Source organism: Phaeobacter italicus (assembly GCF_019801785.1).
GTDB lineage: Bacteria > Pseudomonadota > Alphaproteobacteria > Rhodobacterales > Rhodobacteraceae > Phaeobacter > Phaeobacter italicus.
In genome coordinates this window covers 21,420-45,155 of record NZ_JAHVIJ010000006.1, presented here as the reverse complement: position 1 = coordinate 45,155, position 23,736 = coordinate 21,420, and the positions used below count along the sequence as shown (strand labels likewise).

At 62.2% G+C, this 23,736-nt stretch carries 19 protein-coding genes; 6 read left to right on the top strand and 13 right to left on the bottom strand.

The window, feature by feature from the left end:
• Position 1: 1 nt before the first annotated feature.
• Positions 2 to 2,611, bottom strand: coding sequence for an AAA family ATPase (locus KUV39_RS14990; protein ID WP_222460178.1), 2,610 nt, complete (start codon positions 2,609 to 2,611; stop codon positions 2 to 4).
• The gene (locus KUV39_RS14985) at positions 2,608 to 3,741 is read right to left on the bottom strand and encodes a metallophosphoesterase family protein (RefSeq protein ID WP_222460177.1); all 1,134 of its coding nucleotides are present in this window, start codon (positions 3,739 to 3,741) and stop codon (positions 2,608 to 2,610) included. Before KUV39_RS14985 ends, KUV39_RS14990 begins: the two co-directional genes overlap by 4 nt.
• A gap of 469 nt (positions 3,742 to 4,210) precedes the next feature.
• Between KUV39_RS14985 and KUV39_RS14980 the strand changes: the two genes are divergently transcribed.
• Positions 4,211 to 6,427 carry an NADP-dependent isocitrate dehydrogenase gene (locus KUV39_RS14980; protein ID WP_222460176.1) on the top strand — a complete coding sequence of 739 codons (2,217 nt, stop codon included), beginning with the start codon at positions 4,211 to 4,213 and terminating at the stop codon, positions 6,425 to 6,427.
• Between the two features lie 79 nt (positions 6,428 to 6,506).
• Here the strand turns inward: KUV39_RS14980 and KUV39_RS14975 are convergent, their stop codons facing one another.
• Together KUV39_RS14975 and KUV39_RS14970 are read right to left on the bottom strand one after the other, a co-directional pair.
• Positions 6,507 to 7,229, bottom strand: a complete 723-nt coding sequence (locus KUV39_RS14975; protein ID WP_222460175.1) for a gamma-glutamyl-gamma-aminobutyrate hydrolase family protein — start codon at positions 7,227 to 7,229, stop codon at positions 6,507 to 6,509.
• 311 nt (positions 7,230 to 7,540) lie between these two features.
• The gene (locus tag KUV39_RS14970) at positions 7,541 to 7,951 is read right to left on the bottom strand and encodes a methylglyoxal synthase (protein WP_222460174.1); all 411 of its coding nucleotides are present in this window, start codon (positions 7,949 to 7,951) and stop codon (positions 7,541 to 7,543) included.
• Between the two features lie 191 nt (positions 7,952 to 8,142).
• On the opposite strand from KUV39_RS14970, the gene KUV39_RS14965 reads away from it, so the two are divergent.
• Positions 8,143 to 8,952 (top strand): siderophore-interacting protein, encoded by an 810-nt coding sequence (locus KUV39_RS14965; protein WP_222460173.1) that lies wholly within the window; start codon positions 8,143 to 8,145, stop codon positions 8,950 to 8,952.
• A gap of 42 nt (positions 8,953 to 8,994) precedes the next feature.
• On the opposite strand, the gene arsB is transcribed toward KUV39_RS14965, so the two are convergent.
• The 8 genes from arsB to KUV39_RS14925 all read right to left on the bottom strand — a co-directional run bounded on the left by arsB (position 8,995) and on the right by KUV39_RS14925 (position 18,642).
• Positions 8,995 to 10,038, bottom strand: coding sequence for an ACR3 family arsenite efflux transporter (gene arsB / locus KUV39_RS14960; protein WP_222460172.1), 1,044 nt, complete (start codon positions 10,036 to 10,038; stop codon positions 8,995 to 8,997).
• Complete coding sequence (arsJ, locus tag KUV39_RS14955) at positions 10,035 to 11,321, bottom strand: organoarsenical effux MFS transporter ArsJ (protein ID WP_222460171.1); 1,287 nt, start codon at positions 11,319 to 11,321, stop codon at positions 10,035 to 10,037. Before arsJ ends, arsB begins: the two co-directional genes overlap by 4 nt.
• Positions 11,318 to 12,316 (bottom strand): ArsJ-associated glyceraldehyde-3-phosphate dehydrogenase, encoded by a 999-nt coding sequence (locus tag KUV39_RS14950; RefSeq protein ID WP_222460284.1) that lies wholly within the window; start codon positions 12,314 to 12,316, stop codon positions 11,318 to 11,320. The genes arsJ and KUV39_RS14950 overlap by 4 nt, the downstream gene beginning before the upstream one ends.
• A 42-nt stretch (positions 12,317 to 12,358) precedes the next feature.
• Positions 12,359 to 13,192, bottom strand: a complete 834-nt coding sequence (locus KUV39_RS14945; RefSeq protein WP_222460170.1) for a metalloregulator ArsR/SmtB family transcription factor — start codon at positions 13,190 to 13,192, stop codon at positions 12,359 to 12,361.
• A 137-nt stretch (positions 13,193 to 13,329) separates the two neighbouring features.
• Complete coding sequence (locus tag KUV39_RS14940) at positions 13,330 to 14,043, bottom strand: aspartate/glutamate racemase family protein (protein WP_050673956.1); 714 nt, start codon at positions 14,041 to 14,043, stop codon at positions 13,330 to 13,332.
• Between the two features lie 31 nt (positions 14,044 to 14,074).
• Positions 14,075 to 15,313 carry an NAD(P)/FAD-dependent oxidoreductase gene (locus KUV39_RS14935; RefSeq protein ID WP_222460169.1) on the bottom strand — a complete coding sequence of 413 codons (1,239 nt, stop codon included), beginning with the start codon at positions 15,311 to 15,313 and terminating at the stop codon, positions 14,075 to 14,077.
• A 4-nt stretch (positions 15,314 to 15,317) separates the two neighbouring features.
• Positions 15,318 to 17,534, bottom strand: coding sequence for a TRAP transporter permease (locus KUV39_RS14930; RefSeq protein WP_222460168.1), 2,217 nt, complete (start codon positions 17,532 to 17,534; stop codon positions 15,318 to 15,320).
• A gap of 97 nt (positions 17,535 to 17,631) precedes the next feature.
• On the bottom strand, positions 17,632 to 18,642 hold the full coding sequence (locus tag KUV39_RS14925; protein WP_008559142.1) for a TAXI family TRAP transporter solute-binding subunit: 1,011 nt from the start codon (positions 18,640 to 18,642) through the stop codon (positions 17,632 to 17,634).
• Positions 18,643 to 18,797: 155 nt separating this feature from the next.
• Between KUV39_RS14925 and KUV39_RS14920 the strand changes: the two genes are divergently transcribed.
• The gene (locus KUV39_RS14920) at positions 18,798 to 19,763 is read left to right on the top strand and encodes a LysR family transcriptional regulator (protein ID WP_046211375.1); all 966 of its coding nucleotides are present in this window, start codon (positions 18,798 to 18,800) and stop codon (positions 19,761 to 19,763) included.
• Positions 19,764 to 19,765: 2 nt separating this feature from the next.
• Here the strand turns inward: KUV39_RS14920 and KUV39_RS14915 are convergent, their stop codons facing one another.
• Entirely contained in the window at positions 19,766 to 20,695 is a 930-nt protein-coding gene (locus KUV39_RS14915) for a LysR substrate-binding domain-containing protein (protein WP_037303074.1), read from the bottom strand.
• A gap of 157 nt (positions 20,696 to 20,852) precedes the next feature.
• Here KUV39_RS14915 and KUV39_RS14910 point away from each other — a divergent pair, with 157 nt between their 5' ends.
• Genes KUV39_RS14910 through dctP form a run of 3 tightly spaced genes read left to right on the top strand, consistent with a single transcriptional unit; the run spans position 20,853 to position 23,694 of the window.
• Positions 20,853 to 21,347, top strand: a complete 495-nt coding sequence (locus KUV39_RS14910; RefSeq protein WP_222460166.1) for a TRAP transporter small permease — start codon at positions 20,853 to 20,855, stop codon at positions 21,345 to 21,347.
• A gap of 1 nt (position 21,348) precedes the next feature.
• Positions 21,349 to 22,647 (top strand): TRAP transporter large permease, encoded by a 1,299-nt coding sequence (locus KUV39_RS14905; RefSeq protein ID WP_222460165.1) that lies wholly within the window; start codon positions 21,349 to 21,351, stop codon positions 22,645 to 22,647.
• Positions 22,648 to 22,701: 54 nt separating this feature from the next.
• Complete coding sequence (gene dctP, locus KUV39_RS14900) at positions 22,702 to 23,694, top strand: TRAP transporter substrate-binding protein DctP (protein WP_008562558.1); 993 nt, start codon at positions 22,702 to 22,704, stop codon at positions 23,692 to 23,694.
• The last annotated feature ends 42 nt before the right edge of the window (positions 23,695 to 23,736 follow it).

The following is a 23,736-nucleotide window of genomic DNA, read 5'->3' as shown; positions in this document are numbered from 1 at the left end:
ATCAGCCCCCATCAACGGGGCGGATCGCCAGTGCGGTGCCGCCGAGATTGCGAAAGCTCTTCTGGCGGCAGGAAAAGACCAGGATCTGCAGATCGCTTGCCTGCAGGGTCAGCGCGTCAAATAGGGCCTCGATCCGGGCGTCATCGGTGTAGACCAGCGCATCATCCAGAATGACCGGAATGCCCTGACCGGACTGCGCCAGAAGCCGCGCAAAGGCCAGCCGGACCAGCAGCGCCAGCTGTTCCTGCGTTCCGCCCGACAGCTGGGTCAGGCTTTCTTCTGTTGCCCCCCGTGCGAGCTGGCTGGGCAGGACGCTGTCGGCATCCACCTGCAATTCCGCCTCGGGCCAGAGCCTGCGCAGAAGCGGGGCGAGTTCGCCCATCAGCGGGCCAAGATACTGGGCCTGCGCCCCGTCCTGTGCCGCCTCAAGCGCCTGATCGAGCCGCTGTAGCGTCGCCATCTCGAAAGTCACGGCGGCATGGGCTTTTTCCTGCACCGCGAGCAGATCCTGCACCTCTGCCAGCTCTTCCTCGACGGCGTGGCTGGCGTGGGTTTCGATGCGACTGTCGAGCACGGCGAGATCACGGGCGATATCCTGCAGGCGCGCCTGGGTTGTTGCCTGCACCGAGCGGGCCCGCTGCGCTGCGGCACGCGCCTGATCCAGATCGGGGGCTGAGGCCAAGAGCCCCTCGAGCTCTGCCTGGGCGCTGTGCACATCCTCTGTCAGCCTTGGGCGGTCGGCCTCCAGCTCTGCGAGAGTGGCGCGCGCGGTGGCGTTGTCTCCCAGCACCTGCGCGGTGCGTTCCAATTCGGCCAGTGCCGCCTCGGCGCGCGCGCGGGCCAGCTGCGCCGCCTCCTGTGCGCTGGCCTGGGTGTGCCGTGCTTTGGTCAATGTGGCCTGGGCCTGCGTCAGCGCCTGTTGCGCCTCTGCCTGTTCCGCCTCCAGCACTCTGCGATCCGCCTCTGTCCCCTCGGCATCAGCGGGGGCTGCGGGCAGTGCATCCAGTTTGGCCACCAAGGCCTCCCGCCCGTCGGGGGCAAGGGCGCGCTGGGTGGCTTCTGCCTCCTTGAGGCGACTGGCGGCTTCGCTGCGGGTCAGATGCGCGTCACGGGCCGCGTCCAATGTGTCAAACCCGGCCGCGTGCAGAGCCTCCGCCAGCGCGCTTTCGGCCTGTGGCAGGGCATCGCTGTCCCCAGTGCGGGCGGGCTGCACTGTCAGCGCGGCCAGCCCCGGCACATCCAGCGTTGCGGTATCGGTCAGCGCGACCTCTGCCCCGTCGGAAAGCACTGCGCCATCCAGTGTCAGCACGGGATCTGCCCCCGCGTGATACCGCACAGACAGGGTTGCCGCCGATGCCGCACGGGCATGACGGGCCAAAGCCACCGCCTGGGCCTGCTGTTCAAGCCGCGTGAGGCATTGGGCATCCGGGCCCTGCGCCGCCAGCCTGCGGTCCGCCGCCATCGCCGCCTGCAATTTGTCATATTCTGCCAGCTGCGCCGTCAGTTCGCGCCTGCGCCCGGCTGACAGGCGGGCATTTTCGGCCTGCAGCGCATCGGCAACCGCCTTGCCCGCCGCTGTGACCCTGTCCTGCGCCGCCCTTGCTGCGTTTTCGGCCAGCTGCAGTTCTTGCGTCGCGGTCTGAGCGGTTGTCGCCGCGCGCTCCTGTGCGGTGGAGGTTGTCTGCACGGCGTCCTTGGCGCGGGCGTGATCGGCCAGACGTGCTGTCAGTGTCTCAATGCGACCGATGGCCTGATCAAGCCGCACCCGCGCCAGATCAAGCCCGCGGGTGGCCTGTTCGCATTTTTCGCGATGGCGCTCGGCTGTGGTCAGTGCTGCCTCGGCCTCGTCCAGGCGCTGCTGGCGGGCGCGCTGTTCGTCGGGATCCTGCAGCTCTGCCTCTTCGCGGCGCAGGGCCTGACGCTGATCCAGTTGGTCGCGCAGCTCTCGCACCTGTGCCGCCAATGTATCGCGACGCTCTGTCAGTTCGGCCAAACGGGTTTCGGCCTCTGCCAGCGGGCCATTGGCGCGGGCGCGGCCCTGTTTGGTCACCAGCCGGTCAAGTTCGGCGCGGATCTCGCGGCGGAGGCTCTCCATCTGCTGACCGCCGGTGACTGCGCCGATTTCGCCACTCAGCGACGACATCAGGTCGCGGCGTGCGCCCAGTGTTTCCTTGGCGTCGGAGAAATCGGTCAGCCCCTGCCGCACCCAGAGCATCGCAGCCGGGCCATCGTCCTTGGGCGGGGTGATGAGATCCCTGAGCCAGGCCTCGGCGGCATCAGCCTGATGCAGGAGCGTCCCGCCCTGCCAGACCCGCACGCTGCCCTTGCCTGCAGATTTGGTGAAATGCTTGGCCACGCGGTAGTCAACGTCCCGATGGCTGAGCGTGACTTCGATCTCGGGGTCCCCCCCGGCGTGAGGCGCCAGCGCGCGCACGTCCTTGTCCCAGGATTTTGCATCCTTGAAGAACAGTGCATGCAGCGCGTCAAAGATGGTGGATTTGCCCTGTTCGTTTGGCGCGCTCAGCAGGTTGAGGCCGGGCGCGATGCCGTTGATTTCCACCGGGTCGGTAAAGCGTCGGACGTTTTGCAGCCGGATCGAGGTCAGTCTCATTCGGCGTCCTTTCGCACAAAGGCATAAAGCCGGTTGAGCGCAGCCGCAGCCACATCGCGGCTGTCCTGTGACTGCGCCACATCCTGGCTGTCGTGCAACAGAGCCTCTGCCGCGGCACGCAGCGCACCGGTGGTGGCGATCTGGTCGAGATCCTCGGCCCGGTGTTCGACCCGCAGCCCCGAAGTGTCGAGGTCGAGATGGCGAAAGGCGGGGGCGTGGTCCTGAACCTGTTGCATCAGGGTGATGCGCTGATCCGCCCGCACCCAGCCGCGCGCGCGCAGCCGCACCAGCGTTTCCCCCCACGTGCTGCGATCCTGCGGCAAGACGCGCATCAGCTCTGCCGTGATGTCCTGTGTCGGGCTCAGCTCCAGCGCCAGATCCTGCCAGTCGAACTGGCCCACCGGGATCTCCTTCACCACGGGTGGCGCGCCGGGTTGGGAGAATTCGACCAAAAGACAGCTGCCGCGACCGGGATGTTTGAAGCGGTCGCGCTCTGGCGTGCCGGGATACTGGCTGCACGCATCCAGGGTGAACCGCCCATGCCAATCGCCAAGCGCGAGATAATCCAACCGGGCACTGGCGGCGCGATTGCTGGCAATGGTGTCGGCGCCGTTCTGGTCGCGGTCGAAATCAAGCACCGCGCCGTGGGCCAAGCCGATGCGCAGCTGGCCGTCTGTTGTGGCGGCGGTGTCCATCCAGGCCGTGCGGTCATGCCCTGCAAACCGGTGCAGACAGGGCGCAGGCAAAAGCACGGCCCCCGGCGCCATCTCGACCGGCTCGGCCGTCATCAACAGGTGCACATTGTCCGGCTTGTGGCGCGCCATTTCGGCCCACAGGGGCTCGGCTGCGCCACTGTCGTGATTGCCGGGAATGATCCACCATGCGACGCCATCTGCCCCGCCCATCGCAGCAAGCGCCTGGCGGATCACCCGCGACGACGGCGTTTCGGTATCAAAGAGATCCCCCGCAATCAGCACATGGCCCGCCTGTTCAGCCACTGCGATCTCTGCCAGGCGGGCAAGACTGGCCTGACGGGCCAGCTGGAGCGCGGCGCGGGTGTCTTCGTCGAATTGGCCAAACCTCTTGCCCAGATGGAGATCAGAACAATGCAGAAAGCGCAGGCGGGTCATGCAGGGTGGTGTCCTTTCGCGGGCGTCTTGGCTGGCGGTTTCGGCCCGCCGCGGGGCGGGGAGATCTTGCGGGGCTGAGCAGCAGAAGTGACAGAGCCACGCCGGGCCGTCAACGGAGGCAAACCCTCCCCTGCCCGCCCGCCCATCGCAGGCAGTGAGTCGCAAATCCGTGTCATCAGCGCGCAAATTGGAGCCAATCGGCGCAGAAAACCCGCGATAAACTCAAAAGCGCGGCAATATGCGGCCCTCTTACCCCAAGCAGGCAATTGCGCCCGCGGCTCAGCTGATTTACATGGGGGACCGTATATATGTCCGTTTCCCCTGCGGGACAGATCCGCACCGCCCCTATGGCTGGTCCGCGTCCCCCGCTTGAAAGACCCCACGGGTCAGGCAACGGCGCCCATCCATCAGGTGCAGCGGCTGATCGCTCACCCCAGTTTCCGATATCGCTGAAAAAAGGTTGTGGAATATGGCAGAAAATTCGACCCCCGACATTTTGTATACCATCGTAGACGAAGCCCCCGAGCTGGCCAGCGCCTCGCTGCTGCCGATCATCCGCAGCTTTGCCGCAGCGGCGGGCGTCTCCGTCGGGACCAAGGACATTTCGCTGGCTGGCCGTATCCTTGCGACCTTCCCCGAAGCCCTGAGCGACGAGCAGCGTCAGAGCGATGACCTGGCAGAGCTGGGCCAACTGGTGAAGACCCCCGAGGCAAATGTCATCAAGCTGCCGAACATCTCTGCTTCGGTGCCGCAGCTGACCGCGGCCATCAAGGAACTGCAGGCGCAGGGTTTTGCGTTGCCTGATTATCCGGCGGATCCGGCAACCGACGCGGAAAAAGAGATCCGTGCGCGGTATGACACCATCAAGGGGTCGGCGGTGAACCCGGTGCTGCGCGAAGGCAACTCTGACCGTCGCTCTGCCAAGGCCGTAAAGAACTTTGCCCAGAACAACCCCCATTCGATGGGCGCATGGTCCGCAGACAGCAAGACCAAGGTCTCCTCGATGCCGGGCAATGATTTCTATGCCAACGAAGTCTCTGCCACCATTTCTGCCGCACAGGCCGGCACCGCGAAGATCGAATTCGTCGGCAAGGATGGCGCAGTCACCGTGTTGAAAGACAGCTGGCCGCTGGAAGAAGGCACCGTTGCGGATGCGACCTTCATGTCGGCCAAGGCGCTGTCGTCCTTCCTCAAGGACGCGATCGAAGACACCAAGGCCGACGGCACCATGTTCTCGCTGCACATGAAGGCCACCATGATGAAGGTCTCTGACCCGATCATCTTTGGCCACGCGGTAAAGGCATGGCTGGGTCCGGTCTGGGACAAGCACGGCGCAGCCATCGAAGCGGCTGGCGGGTCTGCGAACTCGGGTCTGGGCGCGGTTCTGGCGACCATCGACGGCATGGACAACGCCGACGAGATCAAGGCAGAGATCGCCGCACTGGACCGTCCGTCCATGTATATGGTCGACAGTGACAAGGGCATCACCAACCTGCACGTGCCGTCGGATGTGATCATCGACGCCTCGATGCCTGCGGTGATCCGTGCAGGCGGCAAGGGCTGGGATGAGACCGGCGCCAAGGGCGACACCAACTGCGTGATCCCCGACCGCTGCTATTCCACCGTCTATGACGAGACCATCAACTTCTTCAAAGCCAACGGCGCGCTGGATGTGACCACCGCGGGTTCCGTCGCGAACGTTGGCCTGATGGCACAGAAAGCCGAAGAGTACGGCTCGCATCCGACCACCTTTGAAGCGCCTGCCGATGGCACCATCCGCATCGTGCTGGCCAATGGTGAGACGCTGCATTCCCACGAGGTCGAAGCGGGTGATATCTGGCGTTCCTGCACCGTGAAGAAGGCCCCGATCGAGAACTGGATCGAACTGGCGATGGATCGTCAGCGTCTGACCGGTTCCGAGGCGATCTTCTGGCTGGACGAAAACCGCGCCCATGACGCGGAGCTGATCAAATACGTGAAGCCCGCATTGGAAGCGGCAGGCAAATCCGACCTGTTCCAGATCCTCGCCCCGCGTGAGGCGACAGCCCAGTCGCTGAAAACCATCACCGCAGGCAAGGACAGCATCGCCATCACCGGCAACGTGCTGCGCGACTATCTGACCGACCTGTTCCCGATCCTGGAACTGGGCACCTCGGCCAAGATGCTGTCGATCGTCAAGCTGATGAACGGCGGCGGTCTGTTTGAAACCGGTGCTGGCGGGTCGGCCCCCAAGCACGTGCAGCAGCTGGTTGAGGAAAACCACCTGCGCTGGGATTCCATGGGTGAGTTCTGCGCCCTCGGGGAATCGCTGAACTTCCTCGCCGACAGCAAGGGCAACGCCAAGGCCGGTGTGCTGGGTGCCGCTGCAGAGGCGGCGACACAGGGCATTCTGGATCACAACCGCTCGCCCTCGCGCAAGGTGGGTGAGCCGGACAACCGCGCCAGCCACTACTGGTTCGCCCGCTACTGGGCCGAAGCACTGGCTGCGCAGGGTGATGATGCCGAACTGGCGGCACATTTCGCCCCCATCGCGGCTGAACTGGCGGCCAAGGAAGAGGCCATTCTGGCCGAGTTGGCGGCGGTTCAGGGTCAGGCGGCTGATCTGGGTGGCTACTACCACACCGATCCGGCCAAGACCGCAGCGATCATGCGCCCAAGCGCGACGCTGAACGCGATCATCGGCTGATCCGGCCCAACATTGAAAACACCAAAGCGCCCGGAGAGATCCGGGCGCTTTTGCTTTGTTTGGTTGAATGTGCGGCGTCTCAGCCGGTGCGCTGATCCTGATGCGGCACCTCTGCGTCGGTTTCGATGGCAGATGCTGCCCGCACGAATGCCCGAAGAAGACGACGCTGCGCCCGTTTGTGCAGCAGGTATTCCGGCGCCCATTGAACACCCACAAAGAACGCGTGGTGAGGGTCTTCGACGGCCTGGATCATTCCCTTGCTATCGCGCCCCACGACCTGAAGCCCCCGACCCAGAACGCTGACGGCCTGATTGACGGTGCAGTTCACCTCCAGTTCCAGCCGGTCCATCACGCGACGCAGGCCGCTGGTGCTGATGAGAGAGACCTCTTGCCGGGCCATCAGCCGGGTGTCGAGATCCACCCCGTAGAAGGCTGCGGCGTCATTGTAGATGCTGCCACCCCGTGCCAGATTGAGCCACTGGCACCCGCCATTGACCGCTAGGACCGGGATCTGGCTGCCGCTGTCGTGACGCAGCAGGTCCAGCAGATGCGGAGGCAGGACAACGGACCAGCCGTGGCTCTGGAACTGGGCAAAGGGCACCACGTTGTCAGCGGTGATCTCTGGCTGCTCGGCCACCTTGCTGCCGACGATCGCGATGCCATCGACGTAGTCGCGGTCGACCGGTTGCGTCCAGGGCTGTTTGACGACCCGCGCTCCCGCCAGGCGCAGGGCAGCAGCCAGAAGGCGGGCCTCGCCGGTGGGGTGTTCTGGTGGCGTCAGCAGTGCAATAACAGGTCGCATACTCGGCACTCCGTCAAAATCTGGAATGAACGTCTTGGCCGAAACGATCCGATCCACTGCCGGTGGCAGGGGGGCCCAAAGCAAGTTCTGGGGTGGCTCACGTTCATTCAGTGAAGGTCTTGGGGGCACAACACGCCAGATGGGTATCCGTTCCAAGGCCGCTACAATTTTAACGTCTTATTTGCGCGGGATGCGCGCAGATCGCCCCATTTGGCGGCCCCAGATCAGCAGCGCAGGCCGAATAATTCAGGATAACGCGAACGATAACAGTAGGTTGCAAAAATGCGCCGCGACCCGCGCAAAGTTGCGGATCAGCCCGCCGTGTGATCCGCGATCAGCCCCCGCAAGACAAAGTCGGCCGTGCTTGGGCTGTTGGCAAAAGGAAGGTCATAGACGATGGCCAATCGGCTGAGCGCCTTGACGTCGACATCGTGGGGCATGGGTGACATCGGGTCGATGAAGAAGAACAACCCGTCCAGCCGCCCTTCGCAGATCATCGCGCCCAATTGCTGATCGCCACCCAGCGGGCCGCTTTTCAACCGCGTCAGATTCAAATCCGGCAACAGGTCAAGGATACGTCCCCCCGTGGTGCCGGTGGCAAACAGCTCTGCCTTGGTCAGATCCTTGGCATGGGCCTGCACCCAGCTGACCAGCGCGTCCTTTTTGGCGTCATGCGCGACAAGAGCCAGCCGCAGTGGCGCGTTTTGTGATCTGTCAGCCATTCGAGCTCTCCGGTGGGTGGGGTGTTTCATCGATAGACTAGACAGCTATCGGTCGGCGGCAAAGGGCAATTCCTGAGCCGCTGTGCGATCCTGCAGGGCAACCTGTGCACCTGCCTATGCGATGGGCAGCTTGCATCGTGGATGGCGCACGCCTATTTCTGACTGTATTAGTCAGGTTTAAGGATTTCAACATGACACACGCCCCTTCCGCCCCGTCTCAGCCCAAGCCCCCGCGCCCCCTGCCCCGCATCCTGACCGTCAAGACGGCCTATCGGCTGACCCCCAACATGATCCGCGTGACCTTTGCCGGGCCTGAACTGGCAGGGCTGCCAGAAGGGCGGGAGGGGGCCAACTGCAAGCTGATGCTGCCCGAGCCGGGCGAAAGCCGGGAGGGGTTTGTTGCGCGGCTTCAGGACGGCCAGCAGCCCCTGCGCCGGACCTACACGGTGCGCCATTACCGGCCAGATCTGCAGGAAATGGACATTGATTTCGTGGCTCATGGCGACACTGGTCCGGCATCACGTTGGGCCCATCACGCGCAGCCGGGTGATTTTCTTGGCTTTGCCGGTCCCGGCCCTGTGAAGGTCGCGCAGTTTGACGCAGATTGGTATCTGGTGGCGGCGGATCCTTCTGCCCTGCCGGTGGCGGCCGCAACGCTGGAGGCGATGCCACGCGATGCCAAAGGGGTCGCCATCTTCGAGATCACCGATGCGGCTGACCGGCAGGACATTGACGCACCTGCGGGCATTGAAATGCACTGGCTGGTTCATCCCGATCCGCTGAACGCCTCTGACCAGCAGGAGCGGCTGATCCGCTCGCTGGACTGGCCAGACGGGCGGGTGCAGACCTGCATCGCCGGGGAGTCCGGTGTCATCCGTTCGCTGCGGGCCTTTCTGCATCAGGAAAAGGCATTGGCGCGCGCAGATACCTATATCTCGGGCTATTGGAAAATTGGTCTGGTCGAGGATGAACATCAGGCCATGAAACGCGCCGAAGGCTGATGCAGATCAGGCGCCCCTCGCCTTGGGGCGCCTGCGGTCCCGTCATAACGGCGTGCGGCGGCGAGTTGTTGCGCCTTGCGTGTCAAACCGGTGGCGGGTGCGGTTGGCCAGCGCCACAAGGGTGAGCATCACGGGCACTTCGACCAGCACCCCCACGACCGTTGCAAGAGCTGCGCCGGAGTTGAGGCCGAAAAGGCTGATGGCGACGGCCACGGCCAGCTCGAAGAAGTTCGATGTCCCGATCAGCGCACAAGGGGCCGCGATCCGATGCGGCACCCGCAGCGCATAGGCCGCACCATAGGCAATAAGAAAGATCCCATAGCTCTGGATCAGGATCGGCGCTGCAATCATTGCGATCACGGTCGGGCGTTCCACGATGACCTGCCCCTGTAGCCCGAACAGGATCACCACGGTTGCGATCAGACCGACAACCGACAGCGGTTTGACCGCGGCCAGAAACCCATCGATCCGATCCTGGTGTGCAAGACGCTGCCGCGTCCACAGCCCAGCCAGAAGCGGCAGCAGCACGAACAGCACCGCCGACAGGATCAGCGTGCTCCACGGCACCTCGATATCGGTGACACCCAGCAGGAATGCCACGATGGGGGCAAAAGCCACGACCATGATCACATCATTCACCGACACCTGCAGGAGCGTGTAACTCTCGTCCCCCTTGGTGAGCTGTGACCACACAAAGACCATTGCGGTGCAGGGCGCTGCACCCAAAAGGATCAGTCCCGCGATATATTGCTGCGCATCACCGGGCGCGATGAAGGGGGCAAAGACCACCTCGAAGAACAGCACGCCCAGCGCCGCCATGGAAAAGGGCTTAATCAGCCAGTTGACCACAAGCGTGATGGCCAGCCCCCTGGGCTGACGGGCGACGTCCTTGAGACTGGCGAGATTGACGCCGATCATCATCGGATAGACCATCGCCCAGATCAGAACCGCAACCACCAGATTGACGCTGGCGATCTCGGCTGCGGCGATGGCGGCGACCAGCCCGGGCGCCACATTGCCCAGGCAGATCCCCGCCACCATTGCCAGGGCGACCCAGAGGCTGAGATAGCGTTCAAAGATGCTCATGCCGGGTGGCTCCGTTCTGTGGTGTCATTGAGCCGCCCCGCTACCAGCGCGCTGACGGCAACCATTGCCGCCGCTGTCCCAAGGCAGGCAGGCACCCCGCCGAGTTGATAGGTCAACCCTGACAGAACCGTGCCCAACAGGCGCCCGCCCGCGTTGGCCATGTAGTAAAACCCCACATCCATTGTCACGCGCTCCTCCTTTGAGAAGGCGAGGATCAGATAGGAATGGAGGGAGGAATTCACTGCAAACAGGCCGCCAAACACCATCAGCCCCAGCACCAGCAAGACTGTCAGCCACATGGCAGGCGCGCCGGCCAGCAGCACGGCAATGGCAAGCGCGGCAGGGACAATCGCAAGCAGCGTGGCCCAGTTGCGGGCTGCGGCGATCAGGTCTGCCTCGCTGCGCTGGGCAGCGCGCAACAGCCGTGGAGCCGCAGCCTGAATGGCTCCGTAAAAGATGATCCAGACCGCCATGAACGTCCCGATCATGAAAAAGGCCGCGCGATTGCCCGCCGCGCTGCCATCTGAAAGCACCGCGTAGAAATAGACCGGAATGCCAACCACGAACCACACATCCCGCGCCCCAAACAGAAAGACGCGGGCGGCAGACAGCCAGTTGATATTTGCGGACTTGGAGAAGACTTCCGAGAATTTGGCGCCCTTGCGCCCGGCGGGCAAACCGGACGGCATTGCCAGCCCCACCGCAAGAAGGATCGCCGCCAGCACCGCGGCCATAGCCAGCGTGGCCCCGGTAAAGCCAACCGTGGCCAAAAGCGCCGCGCCCAAAAGAAAGCCAAGCCCCTTGACCGCGTTCTTGGAGCCCGTGAGGACTGCCACCCAGCGAAACAGGCCATCGCCCTCCTTGGGGGCGAGCAGCTTGACCGCAGATTTGGAGGCCATCTTTGCCAGATCCTTGGCAACGCCGGAAAGCCCCTGCACCACCATCACAAAGACGACGGAGGTTGCGATCTGCCAGCTGGGATCCAGCTGTGACAGCGCCAGAAGCGCGCCAACCTGCAGCGCGAGCCCGGCATAGAGTGTCCTGGTCAGACCAAACCGGGCGGCGAGCCAGCCCGCCGACAGGTTGGTAACCATGCCCGCGATTTCATACAGCACAAACAGATAGGCCAGCTGCACCGCGCTGAAGCCCAGCGTGTGAAAATGCAGCAAAACCAACATCCGCAGCGCCCCATCGGTCAGCATGAAGGCCCAATAGGCTGCGGTCACCGCCACATAGGCCGACAGTCCCTTTGGGGGCTCGGCTGTTTTGGGGGCCGGTGTCACAGGCTGTCACCCACCATGCGGGCGACATCGACCAGACGATGGGCATACCCCATTTCATTGTCGTACCAGGCGTAAACCTTCACCTGCGTGCCGTTCACCACCAGGGTCGATAGTGCATCCACAATCGAGGAGCGGGTGTCATTGGTGTAGTCCGCCGACACCAGCGGGCGTTCTTCATATCCGAGGATTCCGGCCAGCGGGCCTTCGGCGGCGGCCTTGAACAGGGCGTTCACCTCTTCCGCGGTGATCGCGCGGTCCAGTTCAAAAACGCAATCGGTGATCGAGGCATTGAGCAGCGGAACCCGTACAGCATGGCCGTTCAGCTTGCCCTTGAGGTCCGGGTAGATCAGCGTGATCGCGGTGGCAGAGCCCGTTGTGGTCGGGATCAGCGAAGTCAGAGCCGACCGTGCGCGGCGCAGATCCTTGGCCGGACGGTCCACAATGGTCTGGGTGTTGGTCACATCATGGATCGTGGTGATAGACCCATGTTTGATCCCGATTTCCTCGTGCAGAACCTTCACCACCGGGGCCAGGCAGTTGGTGGTGCAGCTCGCTGCGGTCACGATGCGGTGGCGGGCCGGTTCATAGACGTCGTTGTTGACGCCATAGACGATATTGGCCGCATCCCCGTCCTTGACCGGGGCGGAGACGACGACCTTTTTGACGCCCGCGTCGAAATAAGGCGCCAGCTTTGCCTCGGTCTTGAAGACACCGGTGCAATCGATGACCACATCGACACCTTCAAGCGGCAGATCCTCGATGCGCTGTGTGCAATGGACCGGCAGGCGGGTGCCGTCGATAGTGATGCTGTCGGCATCATGAGAAAACGTCGCCTGCCAGCGGCCATGAACGCTGTCGAACTCCAGCAGATGCGCGTGCATCTCGGGCGAGCCGACCGCGTCATTGATCCATGCAATTTCCGCTCCGCTTTCCAGCAGCGGTTTCAGGGCCAGTTTTCCCATCCGGCCAAGGCCATTTAGCGCATATACAGTCATGTTCATTCCTTTGTCCTGAGCGGCGCTGGGTTGCAGGCGCAGTCAGTGGTTGCGGGCGATGTCATCCACCGCATTTTGCAATGAGATCCGATCCAGTTCTGCCAGCGGCAGCGCCGCAAAGGCGAGGATCCGGTTTTTCAGGGTTCCGTAGGCCTGCTGAAACGCGAGGCTTCGCTCTGCCTCGGTGCCCTCGGCCTTGACCGGGTCGGGCATGCCCCAATGGCCGGATATCGGCTGACCTTCCCAAGTGGGGCATTCCTCGTTTGCGGCCTGATCGCAGACGGTAAAGACAAAATCAAAGCGCGGTGCATCTGCACCCATGAACTCCCCCAGGTTTTTGGCGCGCAGGCCAGAGAGATCATGCCCCTTGCTGCGCAGCACCTCAAGCGCGAAGGGGTTCAGTCTGGAGGACGGCAGCGTTCCGGCAGAATAGACGTCAAAGCGGCCTCCACCGACACTGCGCAACAGACATTCGGCAATGATGGAACGGGCCGAATTTCCGGTGCAGATGAACAGCACATTATAGGGACGGCTGGGCATGGTCGCCTTGTCAGGCTCTGGCAGAGGCGAAGTGGACGGCAGGCACAGTTCTGGGCGGCCACGGCAGCAGTCGCGCATCAGCGCATCCAGTGTTTCGCGCATTCCGCCCATGTCGACCTGATAGTACAGCCAGGTGCCCTCGCGGGTCTGCGTCACCAGCCCGGCCTGCATCAAAGCAGACAGATAGGACGACAACGTACTGGGTTTCACATCAAGTGCAGTGCTGATTTCGCCAGCGGGCACACGATCGGGGAAACGGCGCATGAGCAGCCGAAACACCGCGAGACGCTGAGGGTGTCCAAGGACAGACAGGCGGAGGGGAATCATTTGTTCCATATTTCGCGTTTTATCGAAATATAGCTATCAAGCAATCCTCTATTTGTGCAGGCACAGGAAAAACGGGCCCGCAGGCCCGTTGTTGTATTGCTGGTGATTCAGTCGATGCGATCAGGCTAATGCGCCCTGCTGCGGTCTCAGTCGTATTGAAGCTGTCCGGTGTAGGCCTGCCGCGACACGATCCCATGCACCATGGCCGAGAGGGTTGTCAGATCCGCCACCGGAAGGCCGATCGCCTGTTGCAGCCTGTGCGCATAAGGCGGCAGATCCGTGCATTCCAGCACGATGGAGGTCACATCGGGATAGCGCGCCACCAGATCCCGCCCCACGGCGCAGAGCTCCTCTGCCAGCAGATCTGCGTCGATGTCGGTTTTCTCATCCTTGAGGATCACGCTGGAAAATTCGGGCTGGTCCTGCATCCCTGCAACCGCGACCGGCACGTGCCCGGCACCGACGGCTTCGAAGTGGGCATCGGTCAGGGCAGACTGGCGCGCGGTGATGACCCCGACCCTGCCCTTGCCGCCTGCCATCTGATGCATCAGTGGGATCTGGATCAGGCTGGAGGAAAACACAGGGATGGAAACCGCTTCGGCCAGTTCCTTTTGGTAAAGCGCCATGAACCCGCAGCTGCCGGTAATTGCAGCACAGCCTGCCTGTTCCAGCGCCTTGGCGCCTTCGATGAACGGGGCAAAGAATTCAAGGCTCGGGCGCTCCAAAAGCTCTGCAATCGTAGCGCCGCGCACCAGGTGTTTCATGATCTTGAACGGCTGGCTGTTCACACAGCGGATATGGCCCGGCGGCTTGGCAAAATGGGTGTCCAGACACAGCACACCAATCACGTTTTCAGACATCAATCATGCCTCTTCTTCTGGGGTTTCAAGGTCAGTTAAAGCGGGTCGTTTCGTAAGGGCGGCAATCAAGGTTCGGGGCCCTTCCGCTCAGCATGTCGGCCAGCAGCTCTCCCGTTTTGGGCGCCATCATCAGCCCGTAGTGGGAATGGCCAAACCCGGCAAAGAGGCCCGGATGATCGGGGAACTCTCCAATCATCGGCAAGCTGTCCGGAAACGAAGGGCGACGCCCCATCCAGAAGGTTGCGGTCTCTGTGTTCAGATCCGGGAATGCCGCCTTGGCCTGGGCGCGCATGCGCGGCTCCTTGGCGGGATCGACGGGGGCGTCGACCGCTGCGAATTCGGCCTGACCCGCCACCCGCAGCCCGCCCTCCATCGTGCTGGCGACGAACTTGGCGTCTGTGTCCATGACGGAATTGTTCAACTCGATCCCGGCGGCCTGAAATTCCAGGTGATAGCCACGCTCTGCCGCAAGCGGGACAGAGATCCCCAGTGGTTTCAGCAGTTCAGCCGACCAGGCACCCATGGTGATGACCAGCTTGTCACCTGTGAGCGTGTCGCCATCGCACTGGACGGTCCAGCCGGTTTCCGTTCGCAACAGCGCAGTGACAGACTGGCGCAGGATCTCGACACCCAGCCTCTGGGCCTTGTCTGCGAGCACTTCCATGATGCGGCCCGGCGACAGGGCACGGGCCTGATTGTGGATCAGGACAGCCGCCTGAAACTCTGACGACAGGGCGGGTTCGATCTGGCGCAACTGATCGGCGCCCACCAGTTCCAGCTGCGCCCCCTTCTCTTGCCGGATGCGATAGTCAATCGACGTCAGCACATCCGGATTGATCTGGCGAAAAGCGTGGACATAGGCGCTGTCCTTGACCAGATGTTCCTGCCCGGTGCCCGCCAGGTGCCTGCGGTAAAGATCAATGGAGGGCATGCAGAGCGCTTCCATCCCGTCGGAGATCTCGCGCACCCGGTCAGCGCGACCGTGGCGTAGGAATTCCAGCCCCCAGGGCACCATGCGCGGCCAGTAGGTCGGCCGCACGCTGAGGGGGCGATATTTGCCAAACAGCATTTCCGGGATCTTTTTCCAGGTGCCTGGCATGGACTGGGGAATGATGGACCAGGGGGAAATCACCCCGGCATTGCCATAAGATGTCTCCTGCCCCGGCGCGCCACGATCCACCAGCCGCACCGAGAGGCCGCGTTCAGCCAAGGAGAGGGCAGTGCAGAGGCCAATGGCCCCTGCGCCCAGGACGATAACCTGTTCCTGCATCAGATCAGACCGCCTGTGCCTTGGCTGCGCGGGATTGCACCAGCTGGCTGATGATTGCCGGGCTTGCGATCAGCAAGGCAACGAGATCCGCCTGCAAGGACGGTGCGATGAACACCAGGCCTGCGACCGCCATCAACACCCTGAATGCCACCCCCATCGGGGCCAGCCAGTAGCCGACCACAGCTGCGGACAGGGCGATCACCCCGGCGATGCAGCTCGCGGCGGTGTAGGTGAACTCCCACAGGTCAAACCCGGTGGAGGACACGAACAGCAAGACAGGCGCATAGACAAAGGCCATCGGCGCCACCACCTTGCCAAGCCCGAGCGAGAAGGCCGACAGACCTGTGCGGAAGGGGTTGGAGTTCGCAATCGCCGCCGCTGCGTAGGCAGAGGTACAGACCGGTGGTGTGATCTCGGCCACGACCCCGTAGTAGAGGACGAACATATGGCTCGCGATTGGCGGGATGCCCAGCTGCGCCAGCGCAGGCTGTGCCACCGAGACCAGCATGATGTAAAGCGCGGTGGTCGGCACGCCCGCCCCCATCAGGATGCAGGCAATTGCGATGAAAACGAGGCTGATGAACAGGGTGAGATCGGCAACCGAGAACAGCTCCCACGCGCCGAAGGTAAACAGCCCGTGCAGGTCAGAGCCAAGGTTCGCCGCCGCCTGCGTCACCATAAAGCCGATCCGGAAACCAACGCCGGTTGTGTTGATGACACCGATCACGATGCCCACAGCCGCCGACGCAGCGCCCACAGCCAGCGCGTATTTCACCCCGGTTTCCAGCGTGTCTGCCATCTCTGGCAACGTCGTGCGCGTCTGCGGATTGAAACAGGCCAGCACGGCGCCTGCCACCAGAAGGGCCGACATGCCCGGTTCAAACCCGCCGCCCAGATATTTCCAGACCACAAATCCGATAAACAAAGCCGGATAGATCAGCGTTGCCGGTGTCTTGATACGGCTCATGCCAGCAATCAGCGCAAGCGAAATGCCGCAGAAGGCCGACATATAGGGGGTGTAGCCCGAAAACAGCACCGCCAGCAGCCCCACAAGAGGCACCAGATTGGCCCAACCATCGCGCCAGACTGCGCCCAATTTGGGCAGCATCTCGGCCGACATCCCCTTGAGCCCAAGGCGACGGGCCATCAGGTGCACGACGGCAAAGACGCCGACATAATGCAACAGCGCCGGGAAGATCGCCGCAATCACGATGGTGGTGTAGGGCACCTCGAGGAACTCGGCCATGATGAAGGCAGCAGCCCCCATGATCGGAGGCGTGATCTGCCCCCCGGCCGAGGCCGCGGCCTCTACCCCGCCTGCGAAATGGCCGGGATAGCCCAGACGTTTCATGTTGGGAATTGTCAGCGCTCCGGTGGATACGGTGTTGGCCACCGATGAGCCGGAGATGGTGCCGAAGAAGGCCGAGGACACCACGGATACCTTGGCCGGACCACCGGTGTAGCGGCCTGCCAGAATGGTTGCGTTGTCGATGAACAGCTGTCCCAATCCGGTGCGCTGCGCGATGACGCCAAACAGCACAAAGTGGAACACGATGGTCGACACCACCCAAAGAGTGACCCCAAAGATGCCTTCCTGCGGGAAATACATCGAGGACACAAAGGTGCGGAACTTTACCCCCGGATGTTGCAGCAATCCCGGGAACCAGGGGCCAAACAGCGCATAGGCAATGAACACGCTGATGATGAGCGGCAGGATCCAGCCAAGCGTGCGGCGGGCAATGTCCAGGACCAGCAGGATGAGGATGCAGCCAAACACCATGTCGTAGGTGTTAGGATTGCCCATGCGAAAGGTCTGCTCTTCAATGCCAAGCGCAGGCACCCCATGCCAGGCAAACCCCAGATACAGTGCAGATGCGGTGCCAAGCATCATCAGAAGGATGTCGAAATACGGCACCCCGCCCAGACGGAAGGCGCCGCCTTTGGCCCCTTTGTCGCCTTTGGATTTGAACAGGGGAAACAGTGCGTAGGTCAGGATGAACAACCCCGACAGATGCCAGCCCATGTGCCAGAAGTCCGGCGGCAGGGCAAAGCCTGCTGTCAGGTAGTGATAGGTGGCAAAGGCCAGCGCGACATATCGCAGGAACTTCGCAAACCCGTCCGAGACCTGACGCGTCGCAGCGCCTTCGTCATATTTTTCTTCAATCGCGGCGAGTTCTTCTGCGGTGAGGTCTCGCGCCTCAATGTGCGATGTGTCGCTCATTGCTCACCTTTCTGGATGCAAGGGAGTAAAAAACGGGCGGCGTCATTGACTGACGACCGCCCGGGGGGAGAGGGTCGGTTTTCAGGTGCGCGCGGTCTTAGTCGAGCAGACCGGCTTCCTTGTAGAACTTCTCGGCGCCAGCATGCAGCGGCACGCCCAGTGCAGCGATGCCATCCAGCGCGGTGTCCGGGGTGATCTGCTTGCCCTTGGCATGACCATTGTCGAGCAGCTTGCGGGTGTTGTCGTTCCACAGCGCCTGAGTGATGCCATAGACCAGCTCTTCCGGCAGGTCAGAGGAAACCACGAGAAGCGCCGAAACCGCAGGGGTCTTGACCTCGTAGTCAACGCCTTCGTAGACGCCGGCCGGGATCTTGGAGGGGATATAGGCAGGGATCAGTTCGTTGATCTTGGCCAGGTCCTCATCCGTGAAGCTGTGCAGTTCCATGCCCTTGGTGGTGGCAAGCTGCACCATCGCGGAAACCGGCCAGCCTGCGGCATAGAAATAGCCATCCAGCTGACCATCCGCGAGCCGTTCTGCGGACTGGCTGTTGTTCAGCTCTGCTTCGTCCATGTTGTCGCGGGTGACGCCCCAGGCTTCGAGCATCTGCAGCACAGCGACTTGCGTGCCCGAGCCGGCCTGCGCGATGCCAACACGTTTTTCTGCCAGATCACCCAGATCGCCCAGCGACTGGCCCTTGGGCAGCACCAGGTGCAGGTCTTCGGGGTAGAGGTTTGCCACGATGCGCAGTTTCGGATGCGCCTTGCCCTCGAACTTGCCCTCACCCAGATACATGGCGCGGGTCACGTCGGCTGCTGCCATGCCGGCCTCCAGCTCGCCGTTTTGAACTGCGGTGTTGTTGAACACAGAAGCAGTGGTGGATTGGGCAATCGCGATCAGGCCGGGAACGCCACACTGACCACCCTGATCGCAAGGGCGCGCGCCGGGCGGCGAGGAAATGCCGTTTGCGATGGTCCCACCGATGGGGAAGTAGGTACCACCGGCACTGCCTGTACCAATGCGGAAGAATGTCGGGCTCTGGGCGGCTGCGGCTCCGGCCAAAAGGGCAACCGCAGCAACGGCGCCGCTCAGTCGGGAAATGAAACTCATTGAACTCTCCTGTTGGTTGGCCGGTCTTGGTGCACCGGCACGTTATCGCCTAATCATGGGATAGAGGTTGGATAAATACAAATTTTAATATCTTCACTTAAGCAAAGTTTGACTTATGAATGAAGCTGGGATTTTTCCCACCAACAGGAGGCCACATGAACCTGTCTCAGATGACCGCCTTTCGTGCCGTGATGAGCTCTGCCTCTTTGTCGGAGGCGGCAGAAAAGCTGGGCCGCACCCAGCCAGCGGTCAGCCTGGCGATCCGGTCTCTTGAAGAAACCCTTGGCCTACAATTGTTTGAGCGGCGTGGCAGACAATTGGTCCCGGTGCCAGAGGCGCAGTATCTCTATGCCGAAACCCGCGAGATCCTGGACCGGGTGAACAGCGTGACCGGCACAATGAAGAGCCTGCAGGCAGGACAACGCGGCAGTCTCAACCTTGCCTGCATGCCGGGGCCATCCACCTTTTTGTTTCCCCGCTTTGTCAGCCGCAGTGTCGGGGACAACCCGGAAATCCACGTCTCATTGTCGTCGCGGACCTCCCCCCAGATCCGGGAACTGGCCGCGACCCAAGGCATTGATTTCGGTTTCGCAGATATGATCGGGCGGGCCCCTTCGCGTGGGACGTTCCGCCAGGAGACGATTTCGGCGGATTGTTACTGCGCAATGCCCCACGACCATCCCCTTGCCGCCAAAGAGACAACGGACTGGGAGGATCTCGACGGGGTTCCGCTTGGGCTTTTGCAAAGCACCCATATCAGCCACAAACAGACCGTGGCCCAGTTGCAGGCGGTGGGCGCGCAAGCCAATGTCGTCTTGGACAGCCAGTTCTTCCTGCCGATGATGCCCTTTATCAGCGCCGGGCGCTGCCTGTCGGTTGTGGACCCGCTGACCGCCGTCACTGAGCAAGAGATCAGCATGACCGGTGGTCAGGTCGTGTTTCGCAGAATGGCGCATGGGTTTCGCTATGAATACACCATCGTCTCTCCCATTTTCCGGCCTCTGTCACAGCTGGCGTCGCGGCTCAAGATCGGCTGGCAGGAAGAGGTCATGGGACTGTTGCATCAACTGGGGGCCAATCCGCAGATGACGGCGGATGACAGCGCAGAGACTGCCCCCTAGGATCAGGATGCATCCGCGGCCAACAGCGTCCCCACACCATCCAGCGCCTGACTGAGCCGTTTCACAAACTCTTCCGCCAAGGCAGAGGGCGGGCGGTGTGCCGGTTGCATGATCGAGATATCAAGCATCACATTCGGCGCAAAGGGCCGGAACACCACCGGACGGGGGCCGGGCGCGATATTGAGATAGCCCGCCGCAGTGATCGGATCGCAGATGCAATAGCAAAGGTCGCGCTCTACCAGGGTCAGGGCAGGATGAAAGGTGCGCAGCTCAAACCGGTGTTCAAACCGGGATTTCTGCTGATCAAAGGCCGCAAGTGTCGCTATCAGGTTGGGGTGGCCTTCCTGCAGCGCAGCCATCGGTTTGCCCGACAGGTCGCGCGCTTCGATCTGATCCTTGGCCGCCAGCGGATCGCCTGCTGGCAGGGCGCAGACGCATTCCATCCGAAAATCCACCGTCCGGATCGCTGCAGATGGTTTGGGGGTCTCACCGAGACCGATGTCATATTGCTGGGAGGCCACCCATTCCTCGATCACCGGCGAGGCCCGCATCATCAGCGAGGCGCGCACATCCGGTTTGTCCTGCAGGAACTCCCCCAACAACTGCGGCATCAGCAGGTTTGCCGCGGCAGGCATGCAGGCAATGTTCAGTCGGCCCTTCGTCAGCGCGCCGATTTCCCGCATGGTGCGCGTTGACAGGCTCAGCCGCTCCAGGATGGCCTCTGCCTCGCCGAGGAAATACTGCGCTTCGGGCGTTGGGACCATCTTGCCCCGCTGCCGCAGAAACAGCGCGATCTCCAGCTCTGCCTCCAGATTGGCGATAAGGGCGCTGATTGCGGGCTGAGTCCGGCCCAAAATCCGGGCGGCCTCAGAGACTGATCCGCTGCGCATCACTTCGCGAAAGGCCTGAAGTTGGCGGATGCTGAGATTCATGGCGCATTGATATCCTTGAGCATTTTCCAACCCCATAACAAAAATCTATTCGTTAATCAATTTAATCGCTTTGACTTAATACGTCCCGATCGCGAGGGTCGCCCCACCAATGCAGTGCCTGCAGAGCTGGCCTGCACTCAACACATGGGAGGGGAAGATGACCCGTGCCTTCAGTATCCTGCTAACCGTGCTGATATGTCTGGTCGCACTGGGTCAGTTCGTCCAGGTGATCACCCGCTACGTGCTGGAAATCCCGGTCATGGGGCTTGAGGAAAGCCTGCTTTACCCGACGCTGTGGCTGTACATGCTGGGGGCGGTGAACGCCTCTCGCGAGAACACGCATATTCGCGCCAATGTGCTGGAAATCTTTCTGTCGAGCGAGCGCCAGCATCAGGTTCTGGCGGTCATCGGCGAAGTCATCAGCCTGGCCGTTGGCCTGTGGCTGACATCTTGGGCGTGGGATTTCTGGAAATACTCCCAGCGGGTCTGGCGCGAGAGCCCGACGCTCTATCTGCCGACCTTTTACGTGGATGCCGCGCTGTTCATCGGCATGGCCCTGATGATGATCTTTACCGCCTTGCAGCTGGTGCAGCACATCCGCGCCCTCCTGTCGCCGATTGCGGCCCACACCTCTACCCCAAAGGAACTCTGAGATGATCGAGATTGCGCTTCTCGCGGTATTTGTGCTGGTCGTTCTTCTGACGCTTGGCGTGCCGCTGCCCTACTGTTTCGGCGCAGGCCTGATGGTGATGTATTTCGTCGGCGACGTGGTCATGAAGGGCAATATGCTCTGGGGCTTTCAGCAATTGGGCAATCCCGTCCTGCTGGCGATCCCGCTGTTCGTGCTGGCAGGGACGATCATGTCTGTGTCGGGCATTGCGGCCAGTCTTCTGAACTTCGTCAATATCTTCATCGGTCACCTGCGCGGCGGCCTGGGCGTGGTTGCAACCGTGTCCTGTGCGCTGATTGGTGCGATTTCGGGCTCTGGCCTGACCGGTGTGGCGGCAATCGGCCCGCTGTTGATCCCCGAAATGGAGAAACAGGGCTATCCTCGTGAATACGCAACTGCGCTGATTGCCAATGCCTCTCTTCTTGGCCTGCTGATCCCGCCCTCTGTCACCATGATTGTTTATGGCTGGGTCACAGACACGTCGATCCTGGCCTGTTTTCTCGCCACGCTTGGCCCGGGCCTTCTCATCATGACCAGCTTTTCCGTGGTCAACATCCGCATGGCGCGCAAGTTCCCGCTGCAGCTGAACGACCCCCCGAAGGGTGCGGCCTTTGTCGCCGAGGCGACCAGCCGCGGGCTGAAGGCCACCCCGGCCCTGCTGATGCCCGTAATCATTCTGGGCGGCATCTATGGCGGCATCATGACCCCCACCGAAGCCGCAGCCGTGGCCGTGATCTATGCCGTGCCAGTGGGCTTTCTGATCTACAAGGGTCTTGATCTGCGCACCTTCCTTGGCGCGGGTCGTGAGGCGGCGACCTCTGTGGGGGCGATCATGCTGATGATCCTGTTTTCGATGATCCTCAGCCAGATGTTCGTGCTGCAAAGCGTGCCGCAGGCCATTGTCGAAGGCATCTTCTCCATCACCGAGAACAAGGCGCTGCTGCTGATCCTCATCAACATTCTCTTGTTCCTTGTCGGCATGGTGGTGAACGACGTGACGGCCATCATTTTGATCGCCCCGCTGTTGTTGCCGCTGATGCAGGCCATCGGCGTGAGCCCGATCCAGTTCGCCGCAATCATGGGCGTCAACACCGCCATGGGTGGCGTCACCCCGCCTTATGCATCGATCCTGTATCTCGGCGCCCGCGTCGGTCAGGTGCCGGTGACAAAGGTGATCCGCCCGGCCATGACGCTGATCCTGCTTGGCTATCTGCCAGTGGTCTTTCTGACCAGCTTCTGGCCGGACCTGTCGCTCTGGCTGCCGCGTGTCTTTGGCTACTGAGACCCGCCAGCCTCTCCCTTCACAACAACCAAACCACCAACAGAGGAAACCACAATGAAGACCTTTCTGAAGTCCACCTGCATGGCAGCGGCCATGATCGCAACCGCGGGCCTCGCGATGGCAGACACACTGAAGATCAGCCACATCCGTCCGCAGGGTGCGACGATCGACAACGAACTGCGTGCCTTTGCTGAGGATCTGTCGGCCGCGACCAATGGCTCGCTGGAGCTGAACCTGTTCCCGGCCTCTGCGCTTGGCGACTATACATCGGTGCAGGAACGCATCTCTGTTGGTGCAATCGACATGGCCGTTCAACCCGCCGCAACGGCCGTTGATCGCCGCATGCAGATCTCTGCCTTTCCTTATGTGGCCGCGAACTGGGCCGAAGCCAAGAAGATCTACGGCCCCGGCGGCGCCATCTATGACGCGATGAAAGAGCTGTATGCCAAGCAGGACATCACCATGCTGGCGGCCTATCCGGTGTATTTTGGCGGCGTTGCGTTGAACACCGAAGCGGTTGATCCTGGCAATCCGACCTCTGCCAAGGGGATCAAGGTGCGCGTCCCCGGCATCAAGAGCTTCCAGCTGACAGCGGATGCGCTTGGCTATATCTCCTCTCCGATCCCCTTCTCCGAGGCCTTCACCGCAGTGCAGACCGGTGTGGTTGACGGCGTGGTCGGCTCTGGTGCCGAAGGCTACTATGCCTCCTTCCGCGATGTGACCACCACCTATGTGCCGGTAAACACCCACTTTGAAGTTTGGTACATGATCATCAACTCCGGCACCTTGGCCGAGCTGTCTGACGCAGATCGCGCAGCACTGGAACAGGGTGCAGTGGCGTTTGAAGCCAAACGTTGGGAAACCGCCGAGGCAGATCAGGGCGCCTTTGAACAAAAGCTTGCAGACAATGGCGCCACCATCGTGTCGCTGAGCGACGCCGAACTCGCCGCCACGGCAGAGCACGTGCGCGCGCAGGTCTGGCCGCAGGTTCTGGAAGATGTCGGCGCTGACTGGGGTCAGGCCATCCTCGACAAGATTGCAGAGTAACCCCTGCAATCCTGACGGAAAGGCGCGCACCTCCCCGCGCCT

Coding starts and splice junctions, on each gene's coding strand:
- KUV39_RS14985 (WP_222460177.1), bottom strand. CDS start 3,741: ATGACCCGCCTGCGCTTTCTGCATTGTTCTGATCTCCATCTGGGCAAG.
- KUV39_RS14910 (WP_222460166.1), top strand. CDS start 20,853: ATGACCCGTGCCTTCAGTATCCTGCTAACCGTGCTGATATGTCTGGTC.
- KUV39_RS14935 (WP_222460169.1), bottom strand. CDS start 15,313: ATGCAGGAACAGGTTATCGTCCTGGGCGCAGGGGCCATTGGCCTCTGC.
- KUV39_RS14930 (WP_222460168.1), bottom strand. CDS start 17,534: ATGAGCGACACATCGCACATTGAGGCGCGAGACCTCACCGCAGAAGAA.
- dctP (WP_008562558.1), top strand. CDS start 22,702: ATGAAGACCTTTCTGAAGTCCACCTGCATGGCAGCGGCCATGATCGCA.
- KUV39_RS14970 (WP_222460174.1), bottom strand. CDS start 7,951: ATGGCTGACAGATCACAAAACGCGCCACTGCGGCTGGCTCTTGTCGCG.
- KUV39_RS14950 (WP_222460284.1), bottom strand. CDS start 12,316: ATGACTGTATATGCGCTAAATGGCCTTGGCCGGATGGGAAAACTGGCC.
- KUV39_RS14940 (WP_050673956.1), bottom strand. CDS start 14,043: ATGTCTGAAAACGTGATTGGTGTGCTGTGTCTGGACACCCATTTTGCC.
- KUV39_RS14915 (WP_037303074.1), bottom strand. CDS start 20,695: ATGAATCTCAGCATCCGCCAACTTCAGGCCTTTCGCGAAGTGATGCGC.
- KUV39_RS14980 (WP_222460176.1), top strand. CDS start 4,211: ATGGCAGAAAATTCGACCCCCGACATTTTGTATACCATCGTAGACGAA.
- KUV39_RS14975 (WP_222460175.1), bottom strand. CDS start 7,229: ATGCGACCTGTTATTGCACTGCTGACGCCACCAGAACACCCCACCGGC.
- KUV39_RS14905 (WP_222460165.1), top strand. CDS start 21,349: ATGATCGAGATTGCGCTTCTCGCGGTATTTGTGCTGGTCGTTCTTCTG.
- KUV39_RS14945 (WP_222460170.1), bottom strand. CDS start 13,192: ATGGAACAAATGATTCCCCTCCGCCTGTCTGTCCTTGGACACCCTCAG.
- arsB (WP_222460172.1), bottom strand. CDS start 10,038: ATGAGCATCTTTGAACGCTATCTCAGCCTCTGGGTCGCCCTGGCAATG.
- KUV39_RS14925 (WP_008559142.1), bottom strand. CDS start 18,642: ATGAGTTTCATTTCCCGACTGAGCGGCGCCGTTGCTGCGGTTGCCCTT.
- KUV39_RS14965 (WP_222460173.1), top strand. CDS start 8,143: ATGACACACGCCCCTTCCGCCCCGTCTCAGCCCAAGCCCCCGCGCCCC.
- KUV39_RS14920 (WP_046211375.1), top strand. CDS start 18,798: ATGAACCTGTCTCAGATGACCGCCTTTCGTGCCGTGATGAGCTCTGCC.
- KUV39_RS14990 (WP_222460178.1), bottom strand. CDS start 2,611: ATGAGACTGACCTCGATCCGGCTGCAAAACGTCCGACGCTTTACCGAC.